Raw genomic sequence first — 23,722 nt, 5'->3', positions numbered from 1 at the left:
TGATCGAGAACAGGCGGTTGCGCCTCGACGGAGATCTCAACCGACGAGATCGCGCCGGTTTCTGCTCCACCGGGGAGGGCGTCGGAGCGAGACGGATAGGTCGCCAGCAGGGTCGCCAGCTGTTGGCGGACCGCAGGCCGTGCTCCGGACACGACCGGCTCATGAGGCAGTTGACGCGGCTCACGTGGATCTTGTCGCGTGAGACCATTCTTGACAGACACGGCCCGGCTCTCATGCGCTCCGGTCTTGGACGAAACTTGAGAACGCCCCCCGCTTTCCGACCGGCCAGTCCGGTCCCGCAGAAACTTGTCCGGGGTTCGGGTGCAGGTTGCACCGGCCACGACGAAAGCCTGCCACCACGCGGGATGGTCGGCGGTCGAGACAGCCCCCTTTGCAGCGCCGGCCTGGGAGGCAGGCTTCGGGCCATCCGAAGGCTTTGCCGCTTCCGGGCGCGCAGAAGACGGGCGGACCTGGTTGTGTCCGGCACGAGCAGGAGCCGCTCCGGCCTGAGACGAAGGGGTCTCGGTGTCCTGGGCCTGTTGGAGTGCAGATTTTGCAGGTGTGGCAGAGTGGGTTGGGCGCATCTGATCTGGGGGTTCAAAGGGCTGGCAGCCCGTGATGGGTCTTGATGCGCAATGTGGATCCGACAGGTAAAAAGAGGGTTAGGTTCTGACGACGTCACGCTCCGCCCTGGCCTCCGCGCCCCCTAATGGCCAGGAAAACCCATGAAATGCCTGGATTTCTTCCGCCCTGTCCTTTTTGGACAAGCACCGTTGATGACGTTGGGGAACAGTCCCGATCCTGGCCAAAAACAAGACGGCTGCCACACGAATCGCGTGACAGCCGTTCCGCCTCAATGCGAATCTGACCTAAGGTCAGGCATCTTTGAGGTCACATCCCGGAGAGGCAGACGTATTTCATCTCGAGGAAGCCCTCGATGCCGTATTTCGAGCCCTCACGGCCGAGGCCCGATTGTTTGACGCCCCCGAAGGGTGCGGCCTCGTTGGCAATCAGCCCGGTATTCACCCCGACCATGCCGCTCTCGAGGGCTTCGGCAACGCGCCATACGCGAGCCATGTCCTTGGCATAGAAATAGGAGGCCAGACCGAACTCGGTATCATTGGCCATCGCGATCACGTCCGCCTCATCCCGGAAGGAGATGATCGGCGCCAGGGGTGCGAAGGTTTCCTCCTTTGCAACCTTCATCGCCTGCGTCACCCCCGTGATGACTGTCGGCTCGAAGAAGGTGCTGCCGAGACTCGAGCGCTTGCCCCCGGCCACGAGGGTGCCGCCGTTGCTCAGGGCATCGGCGACATGTTCCTCCATTTTCGCAACGGCCCGATCATCGATGAGCGGCCCCATGACGACGCCTGTCTCCGTGCCGCGGCCGAGCTTCAGGTCCTTCACCTTCTCGCTCAATTTCTGCGTAAATGCCTCAACGACGCCCGCCTGCACGTAGATCCGGTTGGCGCATACGCAGGTCTGGCCGGCATTGCGGAACTTCGAAATCATGGCTCCTTCAACGGCCGCATCGAGATCCGCATCGTCGAACACGATGAAAGGAGCGTTGCCGCCCAGCTCCAGCGACAGGCGCTTAATCCCGTCCGCCGCCTCCTTCATGAGCCAGCGCCCGACCTTCGTTGATCCCGTGAAGGTGATCTTTGCGATCTTCGGATTATGGCAAAACTCCAGCCCGATGGGCTCCGCCTCGCCGGTTACGACCGAAAAGGCTCCTTTCGGAACGCCGGCGCGCTCCGCCAGAACGGCCAGTGCGAAAGCCGACAAGGGTGTCTGGGCTGCGGGCTTCAGCACCATCGTGCAACCGGCCGCAAGGGCTGGGCCGACCTTGCGCGTGATCATGCCATTCGGGAAGTTCCAGGGCGTGATCGCAGCGCAGACACCGACCGGCTGCTTGAGAACAACGATCCGCTGATCAGGTCGAGAGGCAGGAATGACATCGCCATAGATGCGCTTGGCTTCCTCGGCAAACCATTCCAGGTAGGCTGCGTTCGACAGGATTTCGCCTTTCGCCTCGGAGAGCGGCTTGCCCTGCTCCGAGGTCAGGATCAGTGCGAGATCGTCTGCGTTGGCGACGATGAGCTCGTACCAGCGCTTGAGCACGGAGGCGCGTTCTTTCGCAGGGCGCGCCGCCCATTCCTTCTGAACGGCATGAGCCTTATCGATCGCCGCACGCACCGCGTCCGGTCCGAGATCCGGAACGTCGCCAATCACAGCGCCATCGAACGGATCGGTTACCGGAATCGATTTTCCGTTCGAGGCGGCGACCCATTCTCCCGCCACATAGGCGCGATCTGTCAGAAGCGCAGGGTCCTTGAGATCCAGGACACGGCGGGCGGCAGGCTTATGGTGAGCAGTCATCGGGAAGCTCCGATCAGATGGAGGACGGCAGGCGCGCCGAGCGACACGCCGGAGAGAAACAGAAGAACGAAAACGATCTGCCGCATCCTAGTGGGTGAGAGCGGCGGCGGCCAGTTGCGTGCCGCATGGGTGGCCCCCATGACCACGGGAATGGCCAGAAGTCCGGACCAGGCCGAGCCGGTCGGCAAACCTCCCGAAAGCCCCACAAGGCCAATCCGGAACACGGCATTCAGGGCGAATACCGTCACAAGAGTCTCGCGGATCTTCAGCAGAGGCATCGGCTGACGGTAGAAATGATAGACCAGGGGCGGACCGGCCGTCGAAAACAACCCTCCCATCAATCCGGCGATGCCGCCGAAGAACAAGAAAGAGGCGTTGCCGGAACGCTGGGGCAAAGGCTCCGGCTTTCTGGCAAGTTGAAGGCTGGAGATAATGATCACGACGCCAAGGATCAATCGAAGCCAGTCTGCCCTCGTGCCTGCGAGCCATTCCAGCAGCGCATAGCCGACGAACAGGAAAGGAATGCTCGAAAGCATGACCAGCCTGAACTCGCGCCAAGCAACCTCGCGCCATCCCTTGATGAGCATCTGCGTGGCGTTGACGAGCGTCAGGACGCTCACGATCATGGCCGCGTCCGGCAGGGAGAGCAGGCCCGTCAGGCCGATCCCGCCCATGGTGATCAAGCCGAACGCGAAACCTGTCAGCGTTTGGGCATAGGCTGCTGCACCCGTCAGCATCAGAAAACCGATGAGTGCCGAGAAAGACATGCCCTAAAGGCTCCTCAGGTCCGCAAAGAGAGCGGCGAACGGCGAGCCGGACCGATAAAAGACGGGCGGTTCTCCAAATGGGGCCGCAACGGTTGCCTCCGCCCCCCCGGGAAAGGATTGACCCGACCACACGTGGACCCACTCGGCGCCTTTCGGCAGATAGGTCGTCCACGAGGATAGTCCGGCCTGCCAGACCGGCGCCACGAGCAGGTCGGCGCCGTAAAGATAGGACTCCTGAAGGGCATAGGTGCGCAAGTCGTCCTCGAAGTGGAGAAACAGGGGGCGCTGCGCCGGGAGACCGCGCTCGCTCGCCTCCGACACGAGAGACTTGAGATAGGGCACGAGGTGAACGTAGATCCGCGTCATCCTGGCGAAATGGGCCAGCACTTCGGGATCCTGGTCGATCTGAAGATTGTCCCGTGGGCGGTTGCCTTCATGCGTCCGCATGACCGGCGTAAAAGCGGCCATCTCCGCCCAGCGCATGATGAGCTCGGCGGTGCGCACGTTGCCGAAAAGACTGGTGTATCCGCCGATATCGGAGTGATGATAGGCGTTGCCGAGAAGGCCTGACGAGAGAGCGCCGGAGATAACCGTCACGAGGCCATCATGCCGCGTGAAATCAACCGATTGATCGCCCGCCCACAGGAGCGGACAGTGCTTCTGGACGCCCGTATATCCGGCGCGCATGAAGAACAGGATCTCTCCTGTCTTGTTTCGACTCGCCACGGCCCGCGCATTGACCTCCGCCCAAAGGGTCGGCCAGGCATTGTGCATGAGCGTGGCGTCGACGCCGTTCGCAAGGTGCACGTCGATGGGGAGATACTCGCCGAAATCGGCCATCCAGCCTGAAAGACCATAATCGATCATGTTGCGCCCGATGACCCGTTCGGCGAACCATGCCGCCGCGTCAGGATTCGTAAAGTCGACCACGCCGCAATCGAACTCGCCGAAATCCACGAGGGCCGTGCCGCCGCTCGCATCCTTGGCGAAGTACCCGGCGGCATCCGCTTCGGGGAAGAGCGGTCCGTCGACGGCCAGATAAGGATTCACATACCCGAGAAACCGGATACCGCGATCCTCATACTCGGCAATTCGCTGGCGCAGGCTCGGATAGCGGTCCTCGTTGGCTTGCCAGTCCCAGAACAGGCGTGCCCCAAACGATGTATGGCGCAGTCCGACCCAGTCCTCGCACCAGAGACCCGACACCTTCGCGCCGGCCTGAAGGATCGTCTCCAGGCGATCGAACGAGCGTGCGCCGTCCTTCAAGCCGATGATCGCGCCCCCATAGACCCATTCTGGCAAGGGCGGCTGGCGGCCGAAGCGTTCGGCCATCGCCTCCACGAGAGCCATGAAAGTCGAGCGTGCCGTCAACTCGATCCGATCCGGCACCGCCCAGATTTCGATCTCATGGAAATCCTGGTGCCGGAAGTCGAAGGCGGAATAGGCCGTCGTTTCCACATGGAGAGCATAGCGCCGGGACGACAGATAGGTCGGTTGCGGATAGTTGGTGTTCCAATAATCGCCCCCGGCCTTCCCGGTCGCGTCGGCCTTGAAGGTGATCTCCGAGTTTTTGTCGCGCCCGACCCCTGGTTCCGAGGTCCACAAGGGAAACCGGCGGCCGCGCATGTCGAAATACGACATCTGCTCGCCGCCGCCCCACATGTGTTCGTCCGGACCGGCTGCGATCCGCAACCAGATGCGATTGATGCCGGGATCCGCGCTCTTGAAGGATGCGACGAGATCCTCGCCCTTGCCTGAGATCGTGATGACGATCCGCGCCGGCTGCCCAGGCTCGGGCGCGAAGGCAAGGCTCCGCGTCTCGTCCATTTCCGTGACCTGAACATGCCGTAAGGCCACGCGCTCGACCACATAATCTTCGATGTCGAAATTGCCCCGGTACATGTCCATTCTGGCATCGCCGCGCCCGACGAAGAGGCATGGATCCTCCGAGCGATGCCGGATGATGACCTTATCGCCAACGACAAGATCGAAACCATCACTATGCAATGCGATCATGACGATATCTCAGTTCTGGGTCAGACCGGCATCGACGATGAAATTGGCGCCGGTGCAGCCCGCGCTCTCGTCCGATCCCAGGAAAAGGGCCAGCTTTGCCACATGGCTGGCATCGAGGCGGAATTTCAGGGCCTGCAGATCCAAGAACTGCTGATTGAACTCGGGCGTCAACCAGAGCTTTTCCTGGCGCTCGGTGAGAATGGCACCGGGCACGATGCAGTTCACCCGAATTCCGGATGGTCCGAGTTCGCGCGCAAGGGTCCGGGTCATGCCGTTGATCGCAGCCTTGGCGGTTGTATAGCCCACCATTCCGGGCCGCCCCCGCATCCACGAAATGGAACCCAGCATGATGACCGACCCGCGGCCGTTCGCGGCCATAGTTCGGGTGACGGCTTGCGTGGCGAAAAACTGATGATCGAGATTCAGCGCCAACGCCCGCCGCCAGTATTCCGGCTCCACCTCAGCCATCGCGTGCCGATCATCCTTACCGGCATTGTTGACCAGGACATCAATGCCACCGTGTTCGTCCTCGATCCGCTCGAGCGTGCCGCGCAGGAGCGGAATATCGGTGACGTCGCAGACATAGAAGGATGCGCCGGTTTCCGCGGCCAGAACCTTACCCCGTTCGGCATCGATATCGAAGAAGGACACGCGCGATCCCTGTGCGGCGAAAGCACGGACCATTTCCTCGCCGATGCCGGATGCGCCGCCGGAAATGACCACGGACCGATCCGACAAGGAGCGGTACTGGACTGTTTGGTAGTCGAACGGCATCGGGACCTCGAATGTCAGACGCTGGGATCAAAGAAGGACTCGGGAAGGCCCGGCACCTCCACCTCCATGGTGAAGAGACTTCCTGAATGAGGCAGTGCCGCCAGCTCTTCGTCGGATCGCCCCGCCCGGGCCGATGTCACGAAGAGCGTCTTCAGGTCCGGCCCTCCGAACGCCACCATCGTCGGGCATCGGGCCGGGACCGGATATTCGGCGAGAAGGCGTCCGTCGGGCGCATAACGCTGGATACGCCCGCCTTCGAAGAGAGCCGTCCAGTAACACCCCTGCGCATCCACCGCCGCTCCATCCGGCCGGCCCTTGTCATGATCGGTCGGATTCAAGCGAACGAACACTTGCGGATCATGAGCGTGGCCCGTTGCGGGATCATAGGCATAGCGCCTTACGGTGAAGGTGGGAGTGTCGGAATGATACAGGAACCGCCCGTCCGGTGAAAAAGCGACCCCGTTTGAGGTCAGCAAACCGCCCGCGATCGCCGAAAGACCACGGCTGTCATACCGATAAAGATGCGCCTTGCCGCCTTGTTTGGGCTCATCGACGGTTCCGGCCAGGAAACGTCCGGCAGGGTCAACCCGCCCATCGTTGAATCGGCTCGTGCGCTGGTCTTCCGGATTGTCTGCCAGTTTTCTCGAGACGCGCCCCTCGGCGTCGAGCAGCCATAGACCGGAGCGGAGGCCCGCGACAAAGCCCCCGCCTTTCACGAATCCCATGCACCCGATTTCCTCGGGCATCGCTATCGAGCGATGATCACCGGTTGCCGGATCGAAACGGTGAAGTGCCCGGCCTCTGATATCGACGAAGAACAAAGCCTGTTCATGCACCGACCAGATGGGACATTCTCCAAGCTCGGCTCGGAGATCGAGGGCAACAATCATGCTCATGCTATGGCCTTGCTGAATTTCACCGTTTGCGAACAGCCTGTCGCCAACGTCAATACGCTGCCGCAGGAGCCGTGGTTTGTACCGGTTCTTCCCGCAAAGCGCCAAGCCATTCGGACGCACGTCCGGTCATCATGGCGATGTCCGACGCGACGGCCGCAAAGTCATAGCCATAGCCGACGAAGCGGCGCACCATGTCGGGGTTGGGCCCCACGATACCCACAGGCTTACCGGCCGCATGAGCGTCTTGAGCCGCCTTTTCGATCAGCGCCTGGACCTCAGGGTGAGCAATGTTGCCGATATGTCCCATGGCAGCGGACAGATCACCAGGGCCGACGAAGAGCGCGTCAACTCCTTCAACAGATGCGATTTCCGGCAGCCGCTCGATAGCCTCCGGGGTTTCGAGCTGGACAATGACGGCGACTTCGTCGTTTGCCCGCTTCAGGTAATCCGTGGCCCGCCCGAAACGTGAGGCGCGATGAACGGCCGCTACGCCGCGTACTCCGGTCGGAGGGTACTTGGCGAAAGAAACGGCTTGTCTCGCTTCGTCGACATTCTGCACGAACGGCACCATGATCGTTTGCGCACCCGCATCGAGCACGCGCTTGACGAGAACCTGATCATTCCAGGCGAGACGCACCACCGCGTCGGCAGGCGTGCAGCCAATGGCCCGCAGAATCTGCGCGAGATCCGAGACCTCGATAGGAACGTGCTCCATATCGACGACCAGAAAATCAAAGCCCGTATAGCCGAGAGCCTCCGCAGTCGCGGGCGCTGCCGCCATCAGCCATGTCCCATAGGGTGGACGCGGACCTGCGCCTTTCAGCCAGCGCTTGAAGCGATTTTCAATGTCGATCATGTCGTCCTCAGAAGATTGCTGGTTCCACCACAGGGCCAGGGGTGCTCAGAAAATCGAAGTCGCATCCTTGATCGGCCTGGGAGACATGGCGCTGATAAAGTGCGGCGAAAGAGCGGCCGTAAACCGGGGCCGTCGGCTTCCAGGCGGCACGGCGGCGCTCGAGCTCGTCGGCGTCGACGCGCATGTCGAGCCGGCCTGCTTCGACATCGAGTTCCACGAGATCACCGGTCTTGAGCAGGCCCAGAGGCCCTCCCACGGCGGCTTCCGGGGCCACATGCAGGATGCAGGTGCCGTAATGGGTCCCGCTCATGCGCCCGTCGCAGATGCGGACCATGTCGCGCACGCCTTGCTTCAGCAGCTTCTTGGGAATTGGCAGATTGCCCCACTCAGGCATGCCCGGTGCTCCCACCGGGCCTGCATTGCGCAGGACGATGACACTGTCTTCGGTAATATCCAGGGACGGATCGTCGATCTGCCGGTTCATCTCCGCCGGGCTGTCGAAAACGATTGCAGGGCCGACATGCTTGAGAAATTTCGGATTGGCCGCCGATGACTTCATCACGGCGCCGTTCGGCGCGAGATTGCCCCGGAGAACCGCCAGCGTCTTTCCTCGCGACAGGGGCACGACCGGATTATCCGGGCCGCGGATCACATCGTCGTTCCAGCAGGGCGCATCGACAAGGCTCTCGCCTAGCGTGCGACCGCTCACGGTCGCCGCATCGAGTGCCAGGTAAGCCTCAAGTTTCTTGAGAAGGGCCGGCAGGCCGCCTGCGAAATAGAAGTCCTCCATCAAGTACTCGCCCGATGGAAAGAGGTTGGCGCAGACCGGCACTTTTCCGGCCATGTCCGACATTTCGTCGAGGGTGAGATAAACCCCGGCTCGCCGGGCCATGGCAATAAGATGGACCGCCGCATTGGTGGAGCCGCCAAGCGCCATGTAGGCCACCAGTCCGTTCTGGAAGCTTCGCCTGTCCAGAACTTTCGACAGTGTCAGATCATCCCAGATCATCTCGACGATCCGCTCCCCGCAGGCGGACGCCATGCGCGGGTGGCCGCTATCGGCTGCGGGGATGGAGGACGCTCCCGGCAAGGTGAGTCCCATCGCATCGACGATCGAGGTCATCGTGGAGGCGGTGCCCATCGTATTGCAGGTGCCGATGGAGCGGGTCATTCGGCTTTCGAGGTCTACCCAGTCGGCTTGCGTGATATTCCCGGCGCGCAGCTCGTCCCAATATTTCTTGGTATGGGTCCCGGCGCCTGTCTTCTGGCCTCGCCATTGGCCGTTCGACATCGGCCCTGCGGGGCAGTAGATGGCCGGAAGGTCCATGCTGATGGCGCCCATCAGGAGACCCGGCGTAGACTTGTCGCAGCCACCGAGCAGAACCACCCCGTCGATGGGATGGGACCGAAGGAGCTCCTCCGTCTCCATCGCAAGGAAGTTGCGGTAGAGCATCGTCGTCGGCTTCACCATCACCTCGCCGACCGACAGGGCTGGAAGCTCCACCGGATAGCCCCCGGCCTGCCATACGCCACGCTTGACGGCCTCGGCGCGGTCCCGGAGGTGCGAATGACACGGGCTCAGGTCGCTCCAGGTGTTGATGATGGCGACGACGGGTTTTTTCAGGAACTCCTCGCGTCGCATCCCCATCTGCTGGGTCCGCTGGCGGTGGGCAAAGCCACGCATGTCGTCGGACGCGTACCAGCGCTGGCTGCGCAGCTCCCCGATTGTCCTGCGGGTCATTGTCGTTTCTCCTTCAGCCCTTGATGCCGCCGGACGTCAATCCGGAGACGACCCGCTCCTGGAAGATCACGATCAGCACAGCGACCGGGACGATGCCGACCACGAGCGCTGCCGAGATAACCGGCCACGGGAAAGCGAACTCGCCCTGGTAGAGGGTGATCCCGACCGGCAACGTGCGCAACTGCGGGTTGGAGTTGAACGATAAGGCGAGGAGGAATTCGTCCCAGGAATTGACGAAGGCCAGAATTCCCGCCGTGAACACGCCAGGAGCCGAGAGCGGAACCACGATCTTGAAGAGCGCACCGAGGCGAGTGCAGCCGTCAATCATGGCGGAGTTCTCAAGGTCCCGTGGAATTCCCTCGAAAAACGATACCAGGATCAGAGTGCAAACCGGCAGGCTGAGCACCGTGTAAGGCAGAACCAGCGAAGTCCAGGTGTTCAGAAGCCCAAGCGTGCGCATGATCTCGAACAAGGGAACCAGCAGCGTGACGAGGGGAAAGGTCGAAACGGCGATGATCGCAGAGAGGATCAGATCCCGTCCGCGGATGTGGAGGCGGGCAAGGGCATAAGCTGCGAGCACCGATATGAAGAGGGTCAGGGCGGTTGAAAGGATCGCCACCATGAAACTGTTGAACAAGAACAGAAGAAGAGGCTGATCCGTAAATGCGCGCAGATAGTTCGCCAGGGTCGGCGCATGCGGCAGCCAGGTTATCGGCTTCAGCATCAGCTCGTTTTCGGCCTTCAGGGAGGTGAAGAGGATCCAGAGAGCCGGAAACATCCCGTTCACGACCAGCACGAGACCAACCAGGACCCGCAGCGGCGTGCCTGTGAGAAAGGGGGGGCGTTCAGACATGGTGGAGGCCATTGGTCACCCCTTCGTGCGGATCATGCGCAGGTAAACGGTCGTGACGCACATGGAAATCGCGAACATCACGACGGCCAGCGCGGAGCCATAGCCCAGATCGAGGAAGTCGACCGTGTTCTGGTGGATATACATGGCCAAAGTCGAAGTCGATGTGCCAGGCCCGCCACGGGTCATCGTGAAAGGAATATCGAAGGTCTGGAGCGCCGTGATCGTCCGGAAGATGAGCGCAACGACGATGGCCGGCTTCAGAAGCGGCAAGGTGATCTCGAAGAACTGGCGAAGACGCCCGGCCCCGTCCACGTCGGCTGCTTCGTAAAGCGAGCGCGGGATTGTCTGAAGACCGGCCAGGATGATCAGAGCCATGAAGGACGAGGTCTTCCAGATGATCGTGAGGCAGATTGCCGCGAACGCCCAGCCGGCTGAGTTGAACCAGATGATTCCCGAGATACCGACCCGGCGCAGGATATCGTTCACGACCCCGTATTCGGAGTGAAAGAACCACGCAAAGATCAGACCGGCAAAGGAAAGCGGCAGCGCCCACGGGATCAGGAGCGACAGGCGGACCGGCCACTTTCTCTTGAAGGGAAGGTTTGCCATCAGCGCGAGGGCCAGGCCGAAAACGAGGGCCCCCGGTACGGTGATCAATGTGATCAGCACCGTGTTCCAGGTCGCTTCCCAGAAGATGGGATCCTCGAGCATGAGGGCATAATTCTCCAGACCCGAAAATTTTGCCGGCACACCGGAGGTGAGGGAAAGGTTCTGGAAGCTCGTCCACACAAGCCGGACAACAGGATAGACGATGATCAGCGACAGCAACAGCGCCGCAGGCAGCAGAAGCAGAACCGCCAGCGTGCGCTCGCTGGGATCGAGCCAGCGCGTCCACCATTGGGAGGCGCTCTCGCTTTTTCTGATCATCGGGCTTGTGTTGCTGGCAACAGCCATGGTCGCAACCCCATCTTTCGTGAATCATGGACGGCGGGAGACGCCGTCCATGACGATTGAGATTTTTAGCGGAGAACGCGGCGCAGGCGGCCTTCCATCTGCTCGGCGCCCTGCTCCGGCGTCGAGGTGCCGGCGAGAACCGCATTTACGGTCGTGCGGATGATATCGCTCACTTCGTTATACCGGGGGGTCACCGGGCGGGTTTTCGCGGTTTCGACGACGGGGCGAGCGCTTGCGAACCACGGGACGGCCTTGGTGACGTCGGCATCGGTATAGACTTCGCCGAACTGCGGCAGCAGAGCTGCATTGATCGCCATGAATTCCGAGACTTCCGGGCTCGAAGCGAACTGGACGAACTTCTGAGCTTCCGTCTTGTTGTTCGAGTAGGCGGACACGCCCCATTCCCAACCGCCGAGGCAGGAAGCCGGCTCGCCGCCCTTGACCGCCGGCAGTTTAACGACGCCCACCTTGTCCTTTACGGCGGAATCCGCACCTTGGAACTGACCCCAAGCATAAGACCAGTTCACAGCGAACAGCACATTGCCGGCCTGGAATTCCTTTCGCGTATCGTCCGTCGCGACTTCGGAAATATTCTTCTTCGCGACACCCTGGTCGACGAAGCCCTTCCACATGGCAAGGGACTTCACCGCGGCTTCACGGTCGAAATTCAGCTTGCCGTTGGATACCAACTGCTTGCCCATGCTCCAGTAAGGCAACAGGAAGGTGCACACCGCGCCTTCGATGGCCTTGCCCTGGAAGGAAAGTCCCTGAAGGTTCGGATCCTTCTCGCCTTCCATGACCTTCTTGGCCGCGGCGGTCAGCTCATCCCATGTCTTGGGAGCCTCGATGCCGTATTTTTCGAGAAGATCCTTGCGATAATAAAGAAACATCGCATCCGCGAAAGCCGGCAGGGCGACGATCTTGCCGTCCACGGTGTTCGCCTCGGCATAGGCCGGAAGGTAGCGCTTCATATAAGTGTCGGCATCCTTGCCGATCACATCGTTGAAAGCCACCGTCCACCCTGCCGCAGCATACTGTGCCGGCCGGATGACATCGAGGATCATCACGTCGAGGGACGCGTCCTTCGCGGTCATGATTGTATTCAGATACTGCGCCTGCGCTTCGGAAGTGTTGCCGCCGGTCTCGATTGTGACCTTCACGCTCGGGTTCTTGGCCTCGTACATATCGAAGGCCTTGCGCCATACGTCCGGCCGATGCTGGCTGGAGACGAACACACGCAGGTTGGTCTGCGCGGACGCTGCGGATGCCGTCAGCGTCATGGCCGCCCCCGCGAGCAGAAGAGTCAGGGATCGATTCAGCTTCATCATTTCCTCCATAGGGGAACCATTGAATGCCGGTCCTTGGCCGGCATCTCGTCGTTTCGTCGTGGCCTCAGTGCAGAGCACGCTCCGTTCCTGCATCAAAGATATGCACGCGGGATGGATCGACGCCGATTTCCAGGATTTCGCCGGGGCTGGGCCTCATTTCGGGCACCACGCGAGCCGTGAGAGTTGAAGATCCCACGGCAAAGTGGATCAACGTATCGGAGCCCAAGGGCTCAACGACCTGGACACGCCCCGACAAGGTCGCGCCCTGCCCGGCCGCGCTGAAATGCTCCGGACGGATGCCGACCACGACATCCCGCCCGTCAAGCGCAACGGATTTGACGTCAACTCCCGGATTGAGCGGAATATCTGCTCCGCCCTCAAATTTCAGCCTGCCGCCTTGAAGCTGCGCTTTCGCGAAGTTCATGGCAGGAGATCCGATAAAGCCTCCGACGAAGACGCTCGCGGGCTTGTTGTAGACCTCGTCGGGCGTTCCGACCTGCTCGATCTCGCCGCCTTTGAGAATGACGATCCTGTCGGCGAGGGTCATGGCCTCCACCTGATCATGCGTCACGTAAATGATGGTGGTGCCGACCGCCTGATGGAGACGCTTGATCTCGGTTCGAACCTGTCCACGCAGCTTGGCGTCGAGATTCGACAAGGGCTCGTCGAACAGGAAGACCTGAGGGCGGCGGACGATCGCGCGCCCCATGGCCACGCGCTGACGCTGCCCCCCGGAAAGCTGGGACGGCTTACGGTCGAGAAGCTGTCCAATTCCCAGCATGTCCGCAGCCTGCGTGATCCGCGTTCTGATGTCGGAAGCAGGCACTCCGCGAACTTTCAGACTGAAAGCCATGTTGTCGTACACGGTCTTGTGCGGATAAAGGGCGTAATCCTGGAACACCATGGCGATGTCGCGCTCCCGCGGCGGGAGCTTGTTCACGACGCGCTCGCCAATACGGATCTCGCCGCCGCTGATCGATTCCAGTCCGGCCAGCATGCGCAGGGTTGTGGACTTACCGCAGCCGGAGGGGCCCACAAGGACGACGAACTCCTTGTCGGCGATTTCCAGGTCGATCCCTTTCACGATTCGCAAGGGACCATAAGCCTTCTCAAGCCGACGAAAGCTGACCGACGACATGTTCACTCCCTCAACATCGCTCCGCTTTGAAAAAAGCGGCGATGAGCCAGGCCCGTTCGTTGGCCGGCTCATTCATTTCGAGCATCTTAGCGCTACGATGAAATGACGACAAGGGGGATCAAATCGCCCATTATGGTTAGTATGAGTGGTTTAAAGCATTGATATTATGATGAATTCATTCCATGATCTTATTCATATCTCTTCACAGCGCTACGAAAAGAGGGTGTTGGTGGATACAGACGACCTTGGAAAGGACCGCGTTCCGCGCAAAAGGCGCAAGATGCAGCGGATCACGATGGCGGACGTGGCCAAGCTCGCCAAGGTCTCGCCGTCGACCGTTTCCCTCTACCTTCGCAAGCCCGATGCGGTGTCCCCGGCCGCCGGCCGTGAAATTGCCCGCGCCATTGACCACCTCGGCTATGTGCCCAATCTCGTCGCGGGCGGCTTGGCGGCGGCGTCGTCCCGCGTCGTGAGCATTATCGTCCCATCCATTCGCAATGCCTTTTTTGCCGAGACCGTATCGGCTCTTCAGGCAGAACTGACTTCGGAAGGACTTCAGGTCCTTCTCGGACATACGGAATACGACAAAGAGCAGGAGGAGGCCCTGGTTCGCACCGCCCTCTCCTGGGCCCCCGCCGCGATCGTCCTGACGGGCCTCAGTCACAGCCGAGATACCCGAAAGCTCCTGAAAGCCGGTGGCATTCCGGTGCTCGAGATGTGGGAGCTTGGAGGCGATCCTCTGGATATGGCTGTCGGGTTTCTCCACCCACGGGTCGGTGCCTCGGCGGCCGAACACCTTCTCTCGAAGCGCCGCCGGAATTTGGCTTTTCTGGGCGCCAGGATGCAGGAAGACCACCGAGCCGCGCAGAGAGCAGAAGGCTTTGAAGAAGCCTGCCGGAAGGGGCAGGCGGCCTCCTGGTCGGTCATCAACCATCCGGGAGCGGCAACCGTCGAGGCCGGGGCCATTCTTCTCAATCGGTCGCTCCAGCAAAACCCCCAGCTCGATGGAATTGCCTGCTCGAACGATTGGATCGCCCTCGGCATTCTGTTTGAGTGTCAGCGCCTGGGGGTCGCGATTCCCGATGCCATATCGGTGGTGGGCTTCGGCGATCTCGATTTCAGTGCCTCATGCATACCGTCGCTGACAACCATCCGTCCGTCCGGAGATCTGATCGGCAAGGAGGCCGCGCGTCTCATCCTGAGCCGAATCCGGGCCGCGGCACCTCCTCTTCCTGCGATAATCGATACGGGCCATGTCCTGATCGAGCGGTGCAGCAGCTGAACCGCCATGAATCCCTTGGAGATTTTTCGCCGGCTCGGACACTGCATCCCGGTTTGAGTGACCTTTGACGGGTGAACGGTTCTGAGCCAGAACCGTCGCAAGTCCTTATCTCGAGCGGCGGGGGTTCAGCCCATGACAGCGGATACGACGATCCTGGTTTTCGGCTCCATCAACATGGATCTGGTCGCACGCGTCGAAACGATTGCGCGACCCGGCGAAACCGTTCTCTCACCGAAAGCCGAGAGCTTTTTCGGGGGCAAGGGTGCCAATCAGGCTGTCGCCGCCGCTCGCGTCGCGAAAGGGACGACAATTGATGTTCTGATGGCGGGAGCGGTAGGGAACGATCCTTTCGGCCAATCATGCCTCGACAATCTGGCTCGCAATGGCGTTGCGACGCATCTCGTTGCTGTCCTTCCAGAACCCACAGGCTGCGCCTTTATCACCGTGGATCGCAAGGGCGAGAATGCCATTACCGTCGCCAGCGGCACCAACATGGCGCTGCATGCGGCGGAGCTGACGGAGCACGCCGTCTCGCCAGTCGTCCTCGTGCTCCAAATGGAGGTGTCGCTCGAGCAAAACCTGATTGCCGCCAGATGGGCGAAGAGCCTTGGGGCGCAAATCGTCTGGAATCTCGCACCGGCTCCTACGGACGATCAGGCGCGACGGATTGATGAGATCATGTCCGTCACGGATGTTTTGATCGTCAACGAGCACGAGGCGCTCGTCGTGTCGGGGGGCGCGGGCAAAACGGGAACGTACGGTCACGAGGATGCGGCATCCTTTCTGGCGCGGACTTTCCGGCTGACCTGTGTGGTGACGGCGGGAGCCTCGGGTGCCACGGCATTCCTTCAGGACGGTGAGCGCATTCATGCGGATGCTCCTCGAATCGAGCCTCTCGACACGACGGGGGCCGGCGACACCTTCGTCGGCGTGCTGGCCGCAGGGATCGCGGAGCGATTGCCGATCAAAGCGGCCATGGAGCGCGCATGCCTTGCCGCTTCACGAACCTGCATGGCTCTCGGGGCGCAAGGTGGCATGCCCTGGCGCGAAGAGATTTAGACGTTGCCGTCGGGCCCGAACAGAAACGTTGCTACATGACACAAGGTCCATTGATCGCAGGATGAGCGAAAAATAGGATTCGACATTGCTATCGTTTCGCGTAGTAGTGATTAAACGGTTAATCAGCTCAGCGCCCGAATGTGTCCATTCTCCGGCCCCGCCCGAATCTAAGCGATATTGCCGCCTCGCTCGGCGTTTCCGTCGCGACCGTTTCAAATGCTCTTTCGGGCAAGGGGCGCGTGTCGGCGGATCTCATCGAGAAGATCAGGAAAACAGCCTCCGAAGTCGGGTATATCCCAAGCATGACCGGGAAGGCCCTGCGCACGGGGCGGAGCGGCGTCTTGGGCCTCGTGCTGGCCAATATCGCGCATCCCCTCTTCCCGCAGCTGGCGCAGGCCATCGAGTATGCAGCGGCGAAATCCGGCTACGGAGTTCTGATCGGAGATTCCCGCGGCGACATTGCCGCACAGACCGATGCGGTGAACCGCTTGTTGGAACGGGGTGCGGATGGGCTGATCATCGTTCCACGCCGTGGGACGAGGATCGGTGACATTGGCAGGCCAGTTGCCGTCATCGACAGTCCCTCGACGCCAGGAAATACCGTGGCGGCCGATCACTGGAATGGCGGCCAGCAGATTGCGCAATACCTGCTTACCCAAGGCCACCGCCGGTTTGCGGTGATCGGCGGCAGCCCGAATTCCAATGTTCAGAATGATCGAATCGGCGGTATTCGCTCGTCGCTGCCCCGATCGGCCGTTACCGATACGCTCTGGATTGACGAAATCGAACACGATGCCGGGCAAGGCTGCGATCTTGGTGTCGCCGATTTGGTGCGCCGGGGGTTCACGGCATTTTGCACCGTGTCGGATCTTCACGCCCTGCGTGTCCTGATGGAACTCCAGAGAGCCGGGATCCGTGTCCCGGAGGACGCGAGCGTCACGGGTTTTGACGATATGATGTGGTCCTCGGTCGTCACCCCATCCTTGACGACCATGCGTATGGACATGCCGAAGATCGCGGAAATCGCGGTTGAGAGCCTTTTGCGAGATATCGAAGCATCCGCGAGCAATCCTCGCGAAACCGAGAACGGCAGCTTGTTCGCGCATAGTCCCGCAAAGGCGCAGACATCAAGCGTTCCAATGCACCTTATCGTCCGTCAGTCGAGCGGCCCAGCGCCGTCCGCCGATATTCATGCCCGGAAGGAATAGATCAGTCATGAGAAAGATTCTGCTCGCAGCAAGCACCGCGCTCCTGCTTTGTTCGGCCTCGGCAGAGGCTCAAGAGCGCAAGCTCGTCATCTCGGTTTATGGTTTCGCCCAGGACGCCTTCAAGACCATTCTTTATGACCCCTTCGAGGCAAAATGCGGCTGCAAGGTTGTCGTGGAAACGGGCAACAGCGTCGAGCGCCTGGCCAAGCTCGAAGCCAACAAGAGTGCACCCGTGATCGACATGGCCGTGGTGGCGACCCCGGATGCTCTCGCAGCCTCGCGGGCCAACCTGATCGAGCCGATCGACGTTTCCCGCCTGTCCAACTATGACAAGCTCTATGACATTGCTAAGGATCCGATCGGCGGACACCTGAGTGTCGGCTATACGTTCTATGCCACATCGATCGTGTATCGGTCCGATAAGGTCACGATCAATTCATGGAATGATCTTTTCTCGAAAGAACTCGCCGGGCGGGTGGCATTTCCGAATGTGACCACCAACCAAGGCCCTCCGACGCTCTACATGATCGGCAAGGCCATGGGCCAGAATACGCCGGACCTGAAGGCGCCGATCGAGAAAGTGGCCGAACACAAGGATGACTTCGTGACGTTCTACGTCCGCTCTTCCCAGCTGACGCAGCTCATGCAGCAGGAAGAGATCTGGGCAGCCCCCATCGGCCGCTTCGCTTGGGAAGGCTTTGCCAAGATGAACATGCCCCTCAAATGGGCAACCCCGAAGGAAGGCCAGACCGGGGGGATGAACGTCATGGTTCTCGTGAAAGGCGCCAAGAACAAGGATCTCGCCTACCAGTTCATGGATTTCTGGCTCTCGACCGAGATTCAGACCAAGCTGGCGGAGCGTCTCATCGACAGCCCGGCCAACAAGGAGGTCAAGCTTGATCCGAAAGTGGCGGAGAACCTGACTTACGGCGAGGAGACGGCGAAATCTCTCGATCTCCAACCGGCGGATGCCATCCTCGACAATCGCGAAAGCTGGATTTCGCAGTGGAACGCCAAGGTCGGCCAGTAAGGCGGACTCTCATCTCGACGGAGCGATCCTTGCAATCAGCAAGGATCGTTCTCCCACCCGGCGGATCTCCGCACGTTCTCACGGACTGAACACTCATGTTTCAGAACCGAGCCGAATCCCTGGCTCTCGTCCTGCCGGCCACGCTTTTCGCGGCGATCATTTTCATTGCGCCTGTCCTGATCCTCCTCTCGGAAGGGATCCGGCCGGCCGGAGGCTGGTCATTAGCCCCTTATGTATCCTTCTTCACGACGCCGCTTAATCTGACCGTTTTCATCCGCACGCTCAAACTCGGCGTCCTGGTGACGGTCGCGGCGGCCATCATCGGCTACGCGGCAGCTTTGTGCATCGTCAATCTTTCGGCAAAAGGCCGCGGTCGCATGATCGGCCTGATCGTCCTGCCATTGATGATCTCGCCGGTTGCCCGCACCTATGCCTGGATCGTGATCCTCGGGCGCACAGGGATCGTCAACCAAGCGCTGGAGGCCCTGGAGCTGACCGACGGTCCCTTGCGGATCCTGTTCTCTGAAACGGCCATCTTTATCGGGCTCCTGCAACTCTTCCTTCCCCTCATGATCATTTCACTCGTGAGCGCTTTGGAGAATATGCCACGCGACGCGATCGCAGCGGCTCGCGTTCTGGGAGCAAATTGGCTTCAAGTGTTCTGGAAGGTCATCCTTCCGCTCACGAAGGAAGGGTTGGTGATCGGCGGCACCCTGGTCTTCACGGGCTCCCTGACCGCTTACATCACCCCGGCCATTCTCGGTGGCTCCAAGGTCCTGATGCTTGAGACCCTGCTCTATCAGCGGGTCACGATCGCCAACGACTTCGCATCGGCCAGCGTCATTGCAATGATCCTGATCATCATGAGCTTTTCCGCCAATCTTCTCCTGAAGCGTCTGGCGACAGCGAGGGCCAAGCGATGACCTCCCGCATTCTATCGACGACGATCTTGGCCGTGGTCATGATCTTCCTGATCGGACCCTTTTTCATCATCGTTGCGGCCTCTCTCTCGGCCGGCGAGACGCTGGCCTTTCCGCCCCAGGGCTTTTCCTTCAAGTGGGTGCTGAAGGTTTTCGAAATCGAGAGTTTCCGGTCGAGTTTCGTCATGTCGATGATGCTGGCGATCTTCGGCACATTGGCGGCGCTCGTGATCGGCACTCCGGTCTCCTATGCGCTCGCCAGGTATAAGCTACCGCTCGGAGAAGCGATCCGGACGATCGTATCGGCTCCCATCATCGTCCCGGGCATCGTCGTCGGCTTGGCCCTTCTTCGTTATCTGGTCATCCCTTTCGGTTTCAACCTGACCCTGGCCCTCTTCCTTGCTCATACGGCCCTTGTTCTGCCGTATGCCGTACGCGTCGTGTCCGCCAGCATGGCCAATCTCCGCAGCGACATCGAGGAGGCTGCCGTCCTCTTGGGATGCTCACGCCTCGGAGCATTCATCCGGGTTGTGCTTCCGAACATCCGGGGCGGCATTCTGGCCGCCTTCATTCTGGGCTTCGTGACGAGCTTCAATCAGGTTCCGGTTTCGCTTTTCCTCTCGGGTCCCGGGATCCGCACACTTCCGATCGATATGCTCGCTTATCTCGAGACGACCTATGACCCGTCCGTGGCGGCTTTGTCCGCTCTCCTTGCTTTCATGTCCATCGGCATCGTCTTTCTTGCCGAACGCTTCCTAGGGTTCTCCCGCTATGTCTGATGCATCCTTCCTTCGCCTCGAGCGGCTGACCCTCGCCTATGGGGATACGCCTGCCATCAAGGACCTTGACCTCAGCATCGGGCGGGGAGAGCTCGTTGCTCTGCTGGGACCGTCGGGTTGCGGCAAGACGACCACGATGCGCTCGATCGCAGGTCTCCTGAAGCCCCGCTCCGGAAAAATCCTCTTGGATGGCGCCGACATTACGCGGATGCCTGCCAACAAGCGTGCCGTAGGCCTCGTGTTTCAATCCTATGCCCTATTTCCTCACCTGTCGGTGTTTGAGAACGTCGCCTTCGGGCTTCGGTTGAAGAGAATCCCGGGCGGTGAACTGCAGAAGCGTGTGCAGGACGGGCTTAAATCCGTTGGCCTCAGCCGCTTCGCGGATCGCAAGCCGGCGGAACTCTCGGGGGGGCAGCAGCAACGTGTCGCCCTGGCGCGCTCCATGGTGATGGACCCGAAAGTCCTGCTTCTGGATGAGCCGCTGTCGAACCTCGACGCCCGTCTCCGCTTGGAGATGCGTGCCGAGTTGCAGCGCGTGCAAAAGGAAAGCGGGATCACCATGATCTTCGTGACGCACGACCAGGGCGAGGCCTTGGCGCTTGCCGATCGGATCGTCGTGATGTGGGACGGGCATATCGAGCAGATCGGAACCCCAGAGGAGATCTATAACGCCCCGGCCTCGGCCTTCGTGGCCGATTTCGTGGGCTTCGAGAATGTCTTCGCCTTGGAAAACGGGCACTTGAAGACACCCCGAGGCCTTGTGGGTTTATCCAGTCCGGCTCCGGTTGGAGCGGCGGGACTTGCCTGGCGGCCCATTGCTGTTCAAATGGGCCTGGGGCCATACCAGGGAACGGTACGGGGTACGTCCTTTGCCGGCCGGACACGGGAATATCTCCTGGACACTCCTCTCGGGATCATCAAGGCTGAAGCCGATGCCACCGGATCCTCCTATGATATAGGCGAAGCCGTGCCGTTCGACCTGCCGATAGAAGGCGCCGCCCGCCTGTCGCGGTTTGCGTGAGGCCATGATGGGAGTTTGGATCGACACCGACATGGGCTTTGACGACATTCTGGCGATCATGGTCGTCGAACAGTCGGGCCTGCCGATTGACGGCATATCCTTGGTGTTTGGAAACGCTCCGCTCGAAACGGTGAAGGACAACGCCGCGCGCGCCACCAAGGCTCTCGGATGGTCCCATCCTGTTCATACGGGGCGTTCGACCTCTGTCCTTGGAGGGTCCGACACGGCCCAGAATGTTCTGGGCGCGAGCGGCATTCCGACTGTCGGACGGAGCTTTGATCCTGCGGAGATGCTGCCGGAAAGCAACGCGTTTCTGGCGATGTCCCGCTGGCTTGAAGGCTCAACAGAAGATGGCGCTCCTCGGCGCATCCTGGCCCTCGGCCCCTTGACCAATATTGCCGCCTTGGCGCTAGCCCGTCCCGATCTGTCGCCACGGATTCAAGATATTGTCTGGATGGGCGGCGGCGTAACCGCAGGTAACCATACCCCATCAGCGGAGTTTAACGCCTATGCGGATCCGGAAGCCCTGGCGATCGTTCTCGCGAGCGGCCTCCCGCTTCGGATGGTCGATCTCGATATCTGCCGCAAGGTGCTTGTCGCCCCTTCCGCCGTCGGCCCGATCCGCGAAGCAAAAGGCAGGAACGCGCCGGTGCTGGCCGATATGCTCGAAGGCTTCATCGACATCGCGATTCAGCGCCGCCGTCCGGCCATGGCCCTTTACGACCCTATCGCGGCGGTCGCCTTCACCAGACCGGATCTCGTTCGCTTCCGGCCAGCCCGCATCGAGGCCGAACTCGGCGGGTATCACACGCGAGGGCGGACGATCGTCGATATCCGTTACAATGCGGCTTTCAATGCTCATGTGGCGGACGAGATCGACATCGAGGCAGCACGAACATTAATTCTTGAAGCCTTGCGGCAGGAGGCGTCGCGATGAAAGCTCACCGGCAAGAGCCCCATGACCTCAATGAACGGTCCTTGCGTGATCGCGCCGTAGCGGCCGCCCGCGGGGACGTGCCCTTTGACCTGCTGATCAAAGGCGGCACGCTTGTCGATATGGTGACGGGAGAGAAGCGCCTCGCGGATGTGGGGCTCGTTGGGCCGCTTATCGCAAGCGTGCACGAGCCCGACGATTCGCTTCGCGCCGCCGCCGAGCTCGACGCGGGAGGCTGCTTTATCTCGCCCGGCCTCATCGACACCCATATGCATATCGAAAGCTCGATGGTGACGCCGCGAACCTATGCGGCAACCGTGCTGCCTCGCGGTGTGACGACCATCGTGTGGGATCCTCATGAGTTCGGCAACGTCAGCGGCCTCGAGGGGGTGCAATGGGCAATCGATGCCTCAGGCCCATTGCCTTTGCGGGTGATCGCTCTTGCTCCTTCCTGTGTCCCCTCGGCACCGGGCCTCGAAACCGCCGGAGCGGATTTCGGTCCGGCGGAGCTGGAGACCATGCTGGCCTGGCCTGAAATCGGCGGTGTTGCGGAAGTTATGAACATGCGCGGCGTGATCGACCGTGATCCGCGCATGACGGGGATCGTTCAGACAGGACTCGATTCCGGCAAGTTGGTCTGCGGGCACGCCCGCGGCCTTTCCGGCACGGATCTGAACGCTTTCATCGCTGCCGGGATCAGCTCCGACCATGAGCTGATTTCCGCGGACGATCTGATGACCAAGCTGCGAGCCGGCCTCACGATCGAGTTGCGGGGATCGCATGACCATTTGCTGCCTGAATTCGTGGCTGCTCTCAACCAGCTCGGCCATCTGCCGCAGACGGTGACGCTCTGCACGGATGATGTATTTCCCGATGACCTGCACGACAGCGGCGGTCTCGACGACGTCGTGCGGCGGCTCGTGCGCTACGGACTTCCTGCGGAATGGGCGTTGCAGGCTGCAACCTTGAATGCAGCCCGCCGCCTGGGACGGAACGATCTCGGCCTCGTGGCGCCCGGACGCCGGGCGGATCTCGTGGTGTTTGAGGATCTCAAAGACTTCAAGGCGCGCCATGTTCTGGCGAACGGCCGGCAGGTTGCTGCTGGCGGCGTGATGACAGAAACCATGCCGGATCATCCAGGCGACAGCCTTCGCCGTACGATGAAACTGACTGCTCTGACGGAAAATGATTTCACGATTCCGGCGGAGGGGAAACGCGTGAGAGTTGCCACGATCGACCGTCCCCGCTTTACCCGTTGGGGAGAGACGATCGCGGAGGTCCATGAGGGGCGTGTCATGGCCCCGAGCGACTCGACCTTCATTGCGGTTGTTCATCGGCATGGTCGGATGCCCGGCGTCCCGCGCGTTGGCATTCTCACAGGATGGGGTAACTGGACAGGCGCCTTTTGCACGACCGTGTCCCATGACAGTCATAATCTGACAGTGTTCGGCAGCAATCCTCGCGACATGTGCCTTGCGGCTAATGCGGTCATCGCTGCTGGCGGTGGCATGGCGGTCGCCTCGGGTGGCAAACTCGATGCCGTCCTCGAGCTTCCTATTGCCGGCTTGGTATCGGACGCCGAGATGGCGCAGGTCGCCGATGGCTTCAAGGCGCTTCGCGCGGCGATGGACCGCATCGCCCCCTGGCAACCGCCCTATCTCGTATTCAAGGCCTGTTTTGGAGCGACACTTGCCTGCAACGCAGGCCCTCATCAAACAGACCGGGGCATCGCGGACGTTGCGGATAAGAGCGTTCTTGAATCACCCGTTCTCGAAGTCCTGGCCTGA

20 protein-coding genes are annotated in these 23,722 nt (G+C 61.0%); 9 read left to right on the top strand and 11 right to left on the bottom strand.

Annotated features, from left to right (window positions below; genetic code table 11):
• Positions 1–891 precede the first annotated feature (891 nt).
• The 11 genes from LJD17_RS03995 to LJD17_RS03945 all read right to left on the bottom strand — a co-directional run bounded on the left by LJD17_RS03995 (position 892) and on the right by LJD17_RS03945 (position 13,702).
• Positions 892–2,379, bottom strand: coding sequence for an NAD-dependent succinate-semialdehyde dehydrogenase (locus LJD17_RS03995; protein ID WP_227382833.1), 1,488 nt, complete (start codon positions 2,377–2,379; stop codon positions 892–894).
• The gene (locus tag LJD17_RS03990) at positions 2,376–3,146 is read right to left on the bottom strand and encodes a sulfite exporter TauE/SafE family protein (protein WP_227382832.1); all 771 of its coding nucleotides are present in this window, start codon (positions 3,144–3,146) and stop codon (positions 2,376–2,378) included. The genes LJD17_RS03995 and LJD17_RS03990 overlap by 4 nt, the downstream gene beginning before the upstream one ends.
• 3 nt (positions 3,147–3,149) lie before the next feature.
• On the bottom strand, positions 3,150–5,162 hold the full coding sequence (locus LJD17_RS03985; RefSeq protein WP_227382831.1) for an alpha-glucosidase: 2,013 nt from the start codon (positions 5,160–5,162) through the stop codon (positions 3,150–3,152).
• A 9-nt stretch (positions 5,163–5,171) separates the two neighbouring features.
• A complete protein-coding gene (locus tag LJD17_RS03980; protein WP_227382830.1) occupies positions 5,172–5,936 on the bottom strand; it encodes an SDR family NAD(P)-dependent oxidoreductase in 765 nt (254 codons plus the stop codon).
• A gap of 14 nt (positions 5,937–5,950) precedes the next feature.
• Positions 5,951–6,832 carry an SMP-30/gluconolactonase/LRE family protein gene (locus LJD17_RS03975; RefSeq protein WP_227382829.1) on the bottom strand — a complete coding sequence of 294 codons (882 nt, stop codon included), beginning with the start codon at positions 6,830–6,832 and terminating at the stop codon, positions 5,951–5,953.
• A gap of 49 nt (positions 6,833–6,881) precedes the next feature.
• Entirely contained in the window at positions 6,882–7,688 is an 807-nt protein-coding gene (locus tag LJD17_RS03970; protein WP_227382828.1) for an HpcH/HpaI aldolase family protein, read from the bottom strand.
• A gap of 7 nt (positions 7,689–7,695) precedes the next feature.
• On the bottom strand, positions 7,696–9,429 hold the full coding sequence (araD, locus tag LJD17_RS03965; RefSeq protein WP_227382827.1) for an L-arabinonate dehydratase: 1,734 nt from the start codon (positions 9,427–9,429) through the stop codon (positions 7,696–7,698).
• A gap of 13 nt (positions 9,430–9,442) precedes the next feature.
• On the bottom strand, positions 9,443–10,282 hold the full coding sequence (locus LJD17_RS03960; protein WP_406600751.1) for a carbohydrate ABC transporter permease: 840 nt from the start codon (positions 10,280–10,282) through the stop codon (positions 9,443–9,445).
• Positions 10,283–10,297: 15 nt separating this feature from the next.
• Positions 10,298–11,236, bottom strand: coding sequence for a carbohydrate ABC transporter permease (locus LJD17_RS03955; RefSeq protein ID WP_227382825.1), 939 nt, complete (start codon positions 11,234–11,236; stop codon positions 10,298–10,300).
• A gap of 65 nt (positions 11,237–11,301) precedes the next feature.
• Positions 11,302–12,561: an ABC transporter substrate-binding protein gene (locus tag LJD17_RS03950; protein ID WP_406600757.1), complete on the bottom strand. Its 1,260-nt coding sequence runs from the start codon at positions 12,559–12,561 to the stop codon at positions 11,302–11,304.
• A gap of 67 nt (positions 12,562–12,628) precedes the next feature.
• A complete protein-coding gene (locus LJD17_RS03945; protein WP_227382824.1) occupies positions 12,629–13,702 on the bottom strand; it encodes an ABC transporter ATP-binding protein in 1,074 nt (357 codons plus the stop codon).
• A gap of 229 nt (positions 13,703–13,931) precedes the next feature.
• Between LJD17_RS03945 and LJD17_RS03940 the strand changes: the two genes are divergently transcribed.
• The 9 genes from LJD17_RS03940 to LJD17_RS03900 all read left to right on the top strand — a co-directional run bounded on the left by LJD17_RS03940 (position 13,932) and on the right by LJD17_RS03900 (position 23,722).
• Positions 13,932–14,984 carry a LacI family DNA-binding transcriptional regulator gene (locus LJD17_RS03940; RefSeq protein WP_227382823.1) on the top strand — a complete coding sequence of 351 codons (1,053 nt, stop codon included), beginning with the start codon at positions 13,932–13,934 and terminating at the stop codon, positions 14,982–14,984.
• A gap of 132 nt (positions 14,985–15,116) precedes the next feature.
• Entirely contained in the window at positions 15,117–16,043 is a 927-nt protein-coding gene (locus LJD17_RS03935) for a ribokinase (protein WP_227382822.1), read from the top strand.
• A gap of 140 nt (positions 16,044–16,183) precedes the next feature.
• A complete protein-coding gene (locus LJD17_RS03930; RefSeq protein WP_227382821.1) occupies positions 16,184–17,251 on the top strand; it encodes a LacI family DNA-binding transcriptional regulator in 1,068 nt (355 codons plus the stop codon).
• A gap of 7 nt (positions 17,252–17,258) precedes the next feature.
• Positions 17,259–18,281 carry an ABC transporter substrate-binding protein gene (locus LJD17_RS03925; protein WP_227382820.1) on the top strand — a complete coding sequence of 341 codons (1,023 nt, stop codon included), beginning with the start codon at positions 17,259–17,261 and terminating at the stop codon, positions 18,279–18,281.
• A gap of 95 nt (positions 18,282–18,376) precedes the next feature.
• A complete protein-coding gene (locus LJD17_RS03920) occupies positions 18,377–19,204 on the top strand; it encodes an ABC transporter permease (protein ID WP_227382819.1) in 828 nt (275 codons plus the stop codon).
• Positions 19,201–19,980, top strand: coding sequence for an ABC transporter permease (locus LJD17_RS03915; RefSeq protein ID WP_227382818.1), 780 nt, complete (start codon positions 19,201–19,203; stop codon positions 19,978–19,980). Before LJD17_RS03920 ends, LJD17_RS03915 begins: the two co-directional genes overlap by 4 nt.
• Complete coding sequence (locus LJD17_RS03910) at positions 19,973–21,001, top strand: ABC transporter ATP-binding protein (protein WP_227382817.1); 1,029 nt, start codon at positions 19,973–19,975, stop codon at positions 20,999–21,001. Before LJD17_RS03915 ends, LJD17_RS03910 begins: the two co-directional genes overlap by 8 nt.
• Positions 21,002–21,008: 7 nt before the next feature.
• Entirely contained in the window at positions 21,009–21,938 is a 930-nt protein-coding gene (locus tag LJD17_RS03905) for a nucleoside hydrolase (protein ID WP_227382918.1), read from the top strand.
• Positions 21,935–23,722: an adenine deaminase gene (locus LJD17_RS03900; RefSeq protein WP_227382816.1), complete on the top strand. Its 1,788-nt coding sequence runs from the start codon at positions 21,935–21,937 to the stop codon at positions 23,720–23,722. Before LJD17_RS03905 ends, LJD17_RS03900 begins: the two co-directional genes overlap by 4 nt.

It is taken from the genome of Microvirga rosea (genome assembly GCF_020595095.1).
GTDB classification, from domain to species: Bacteria; Pseudomonadota; Alphaproteobacteria; order Rhizobiales; family Beijerinckiaceae; genus Microvirga; species Microvirga rosea.
This window is presented reverse-complemented; position numbering and strand designations above follow the sequence as displayed.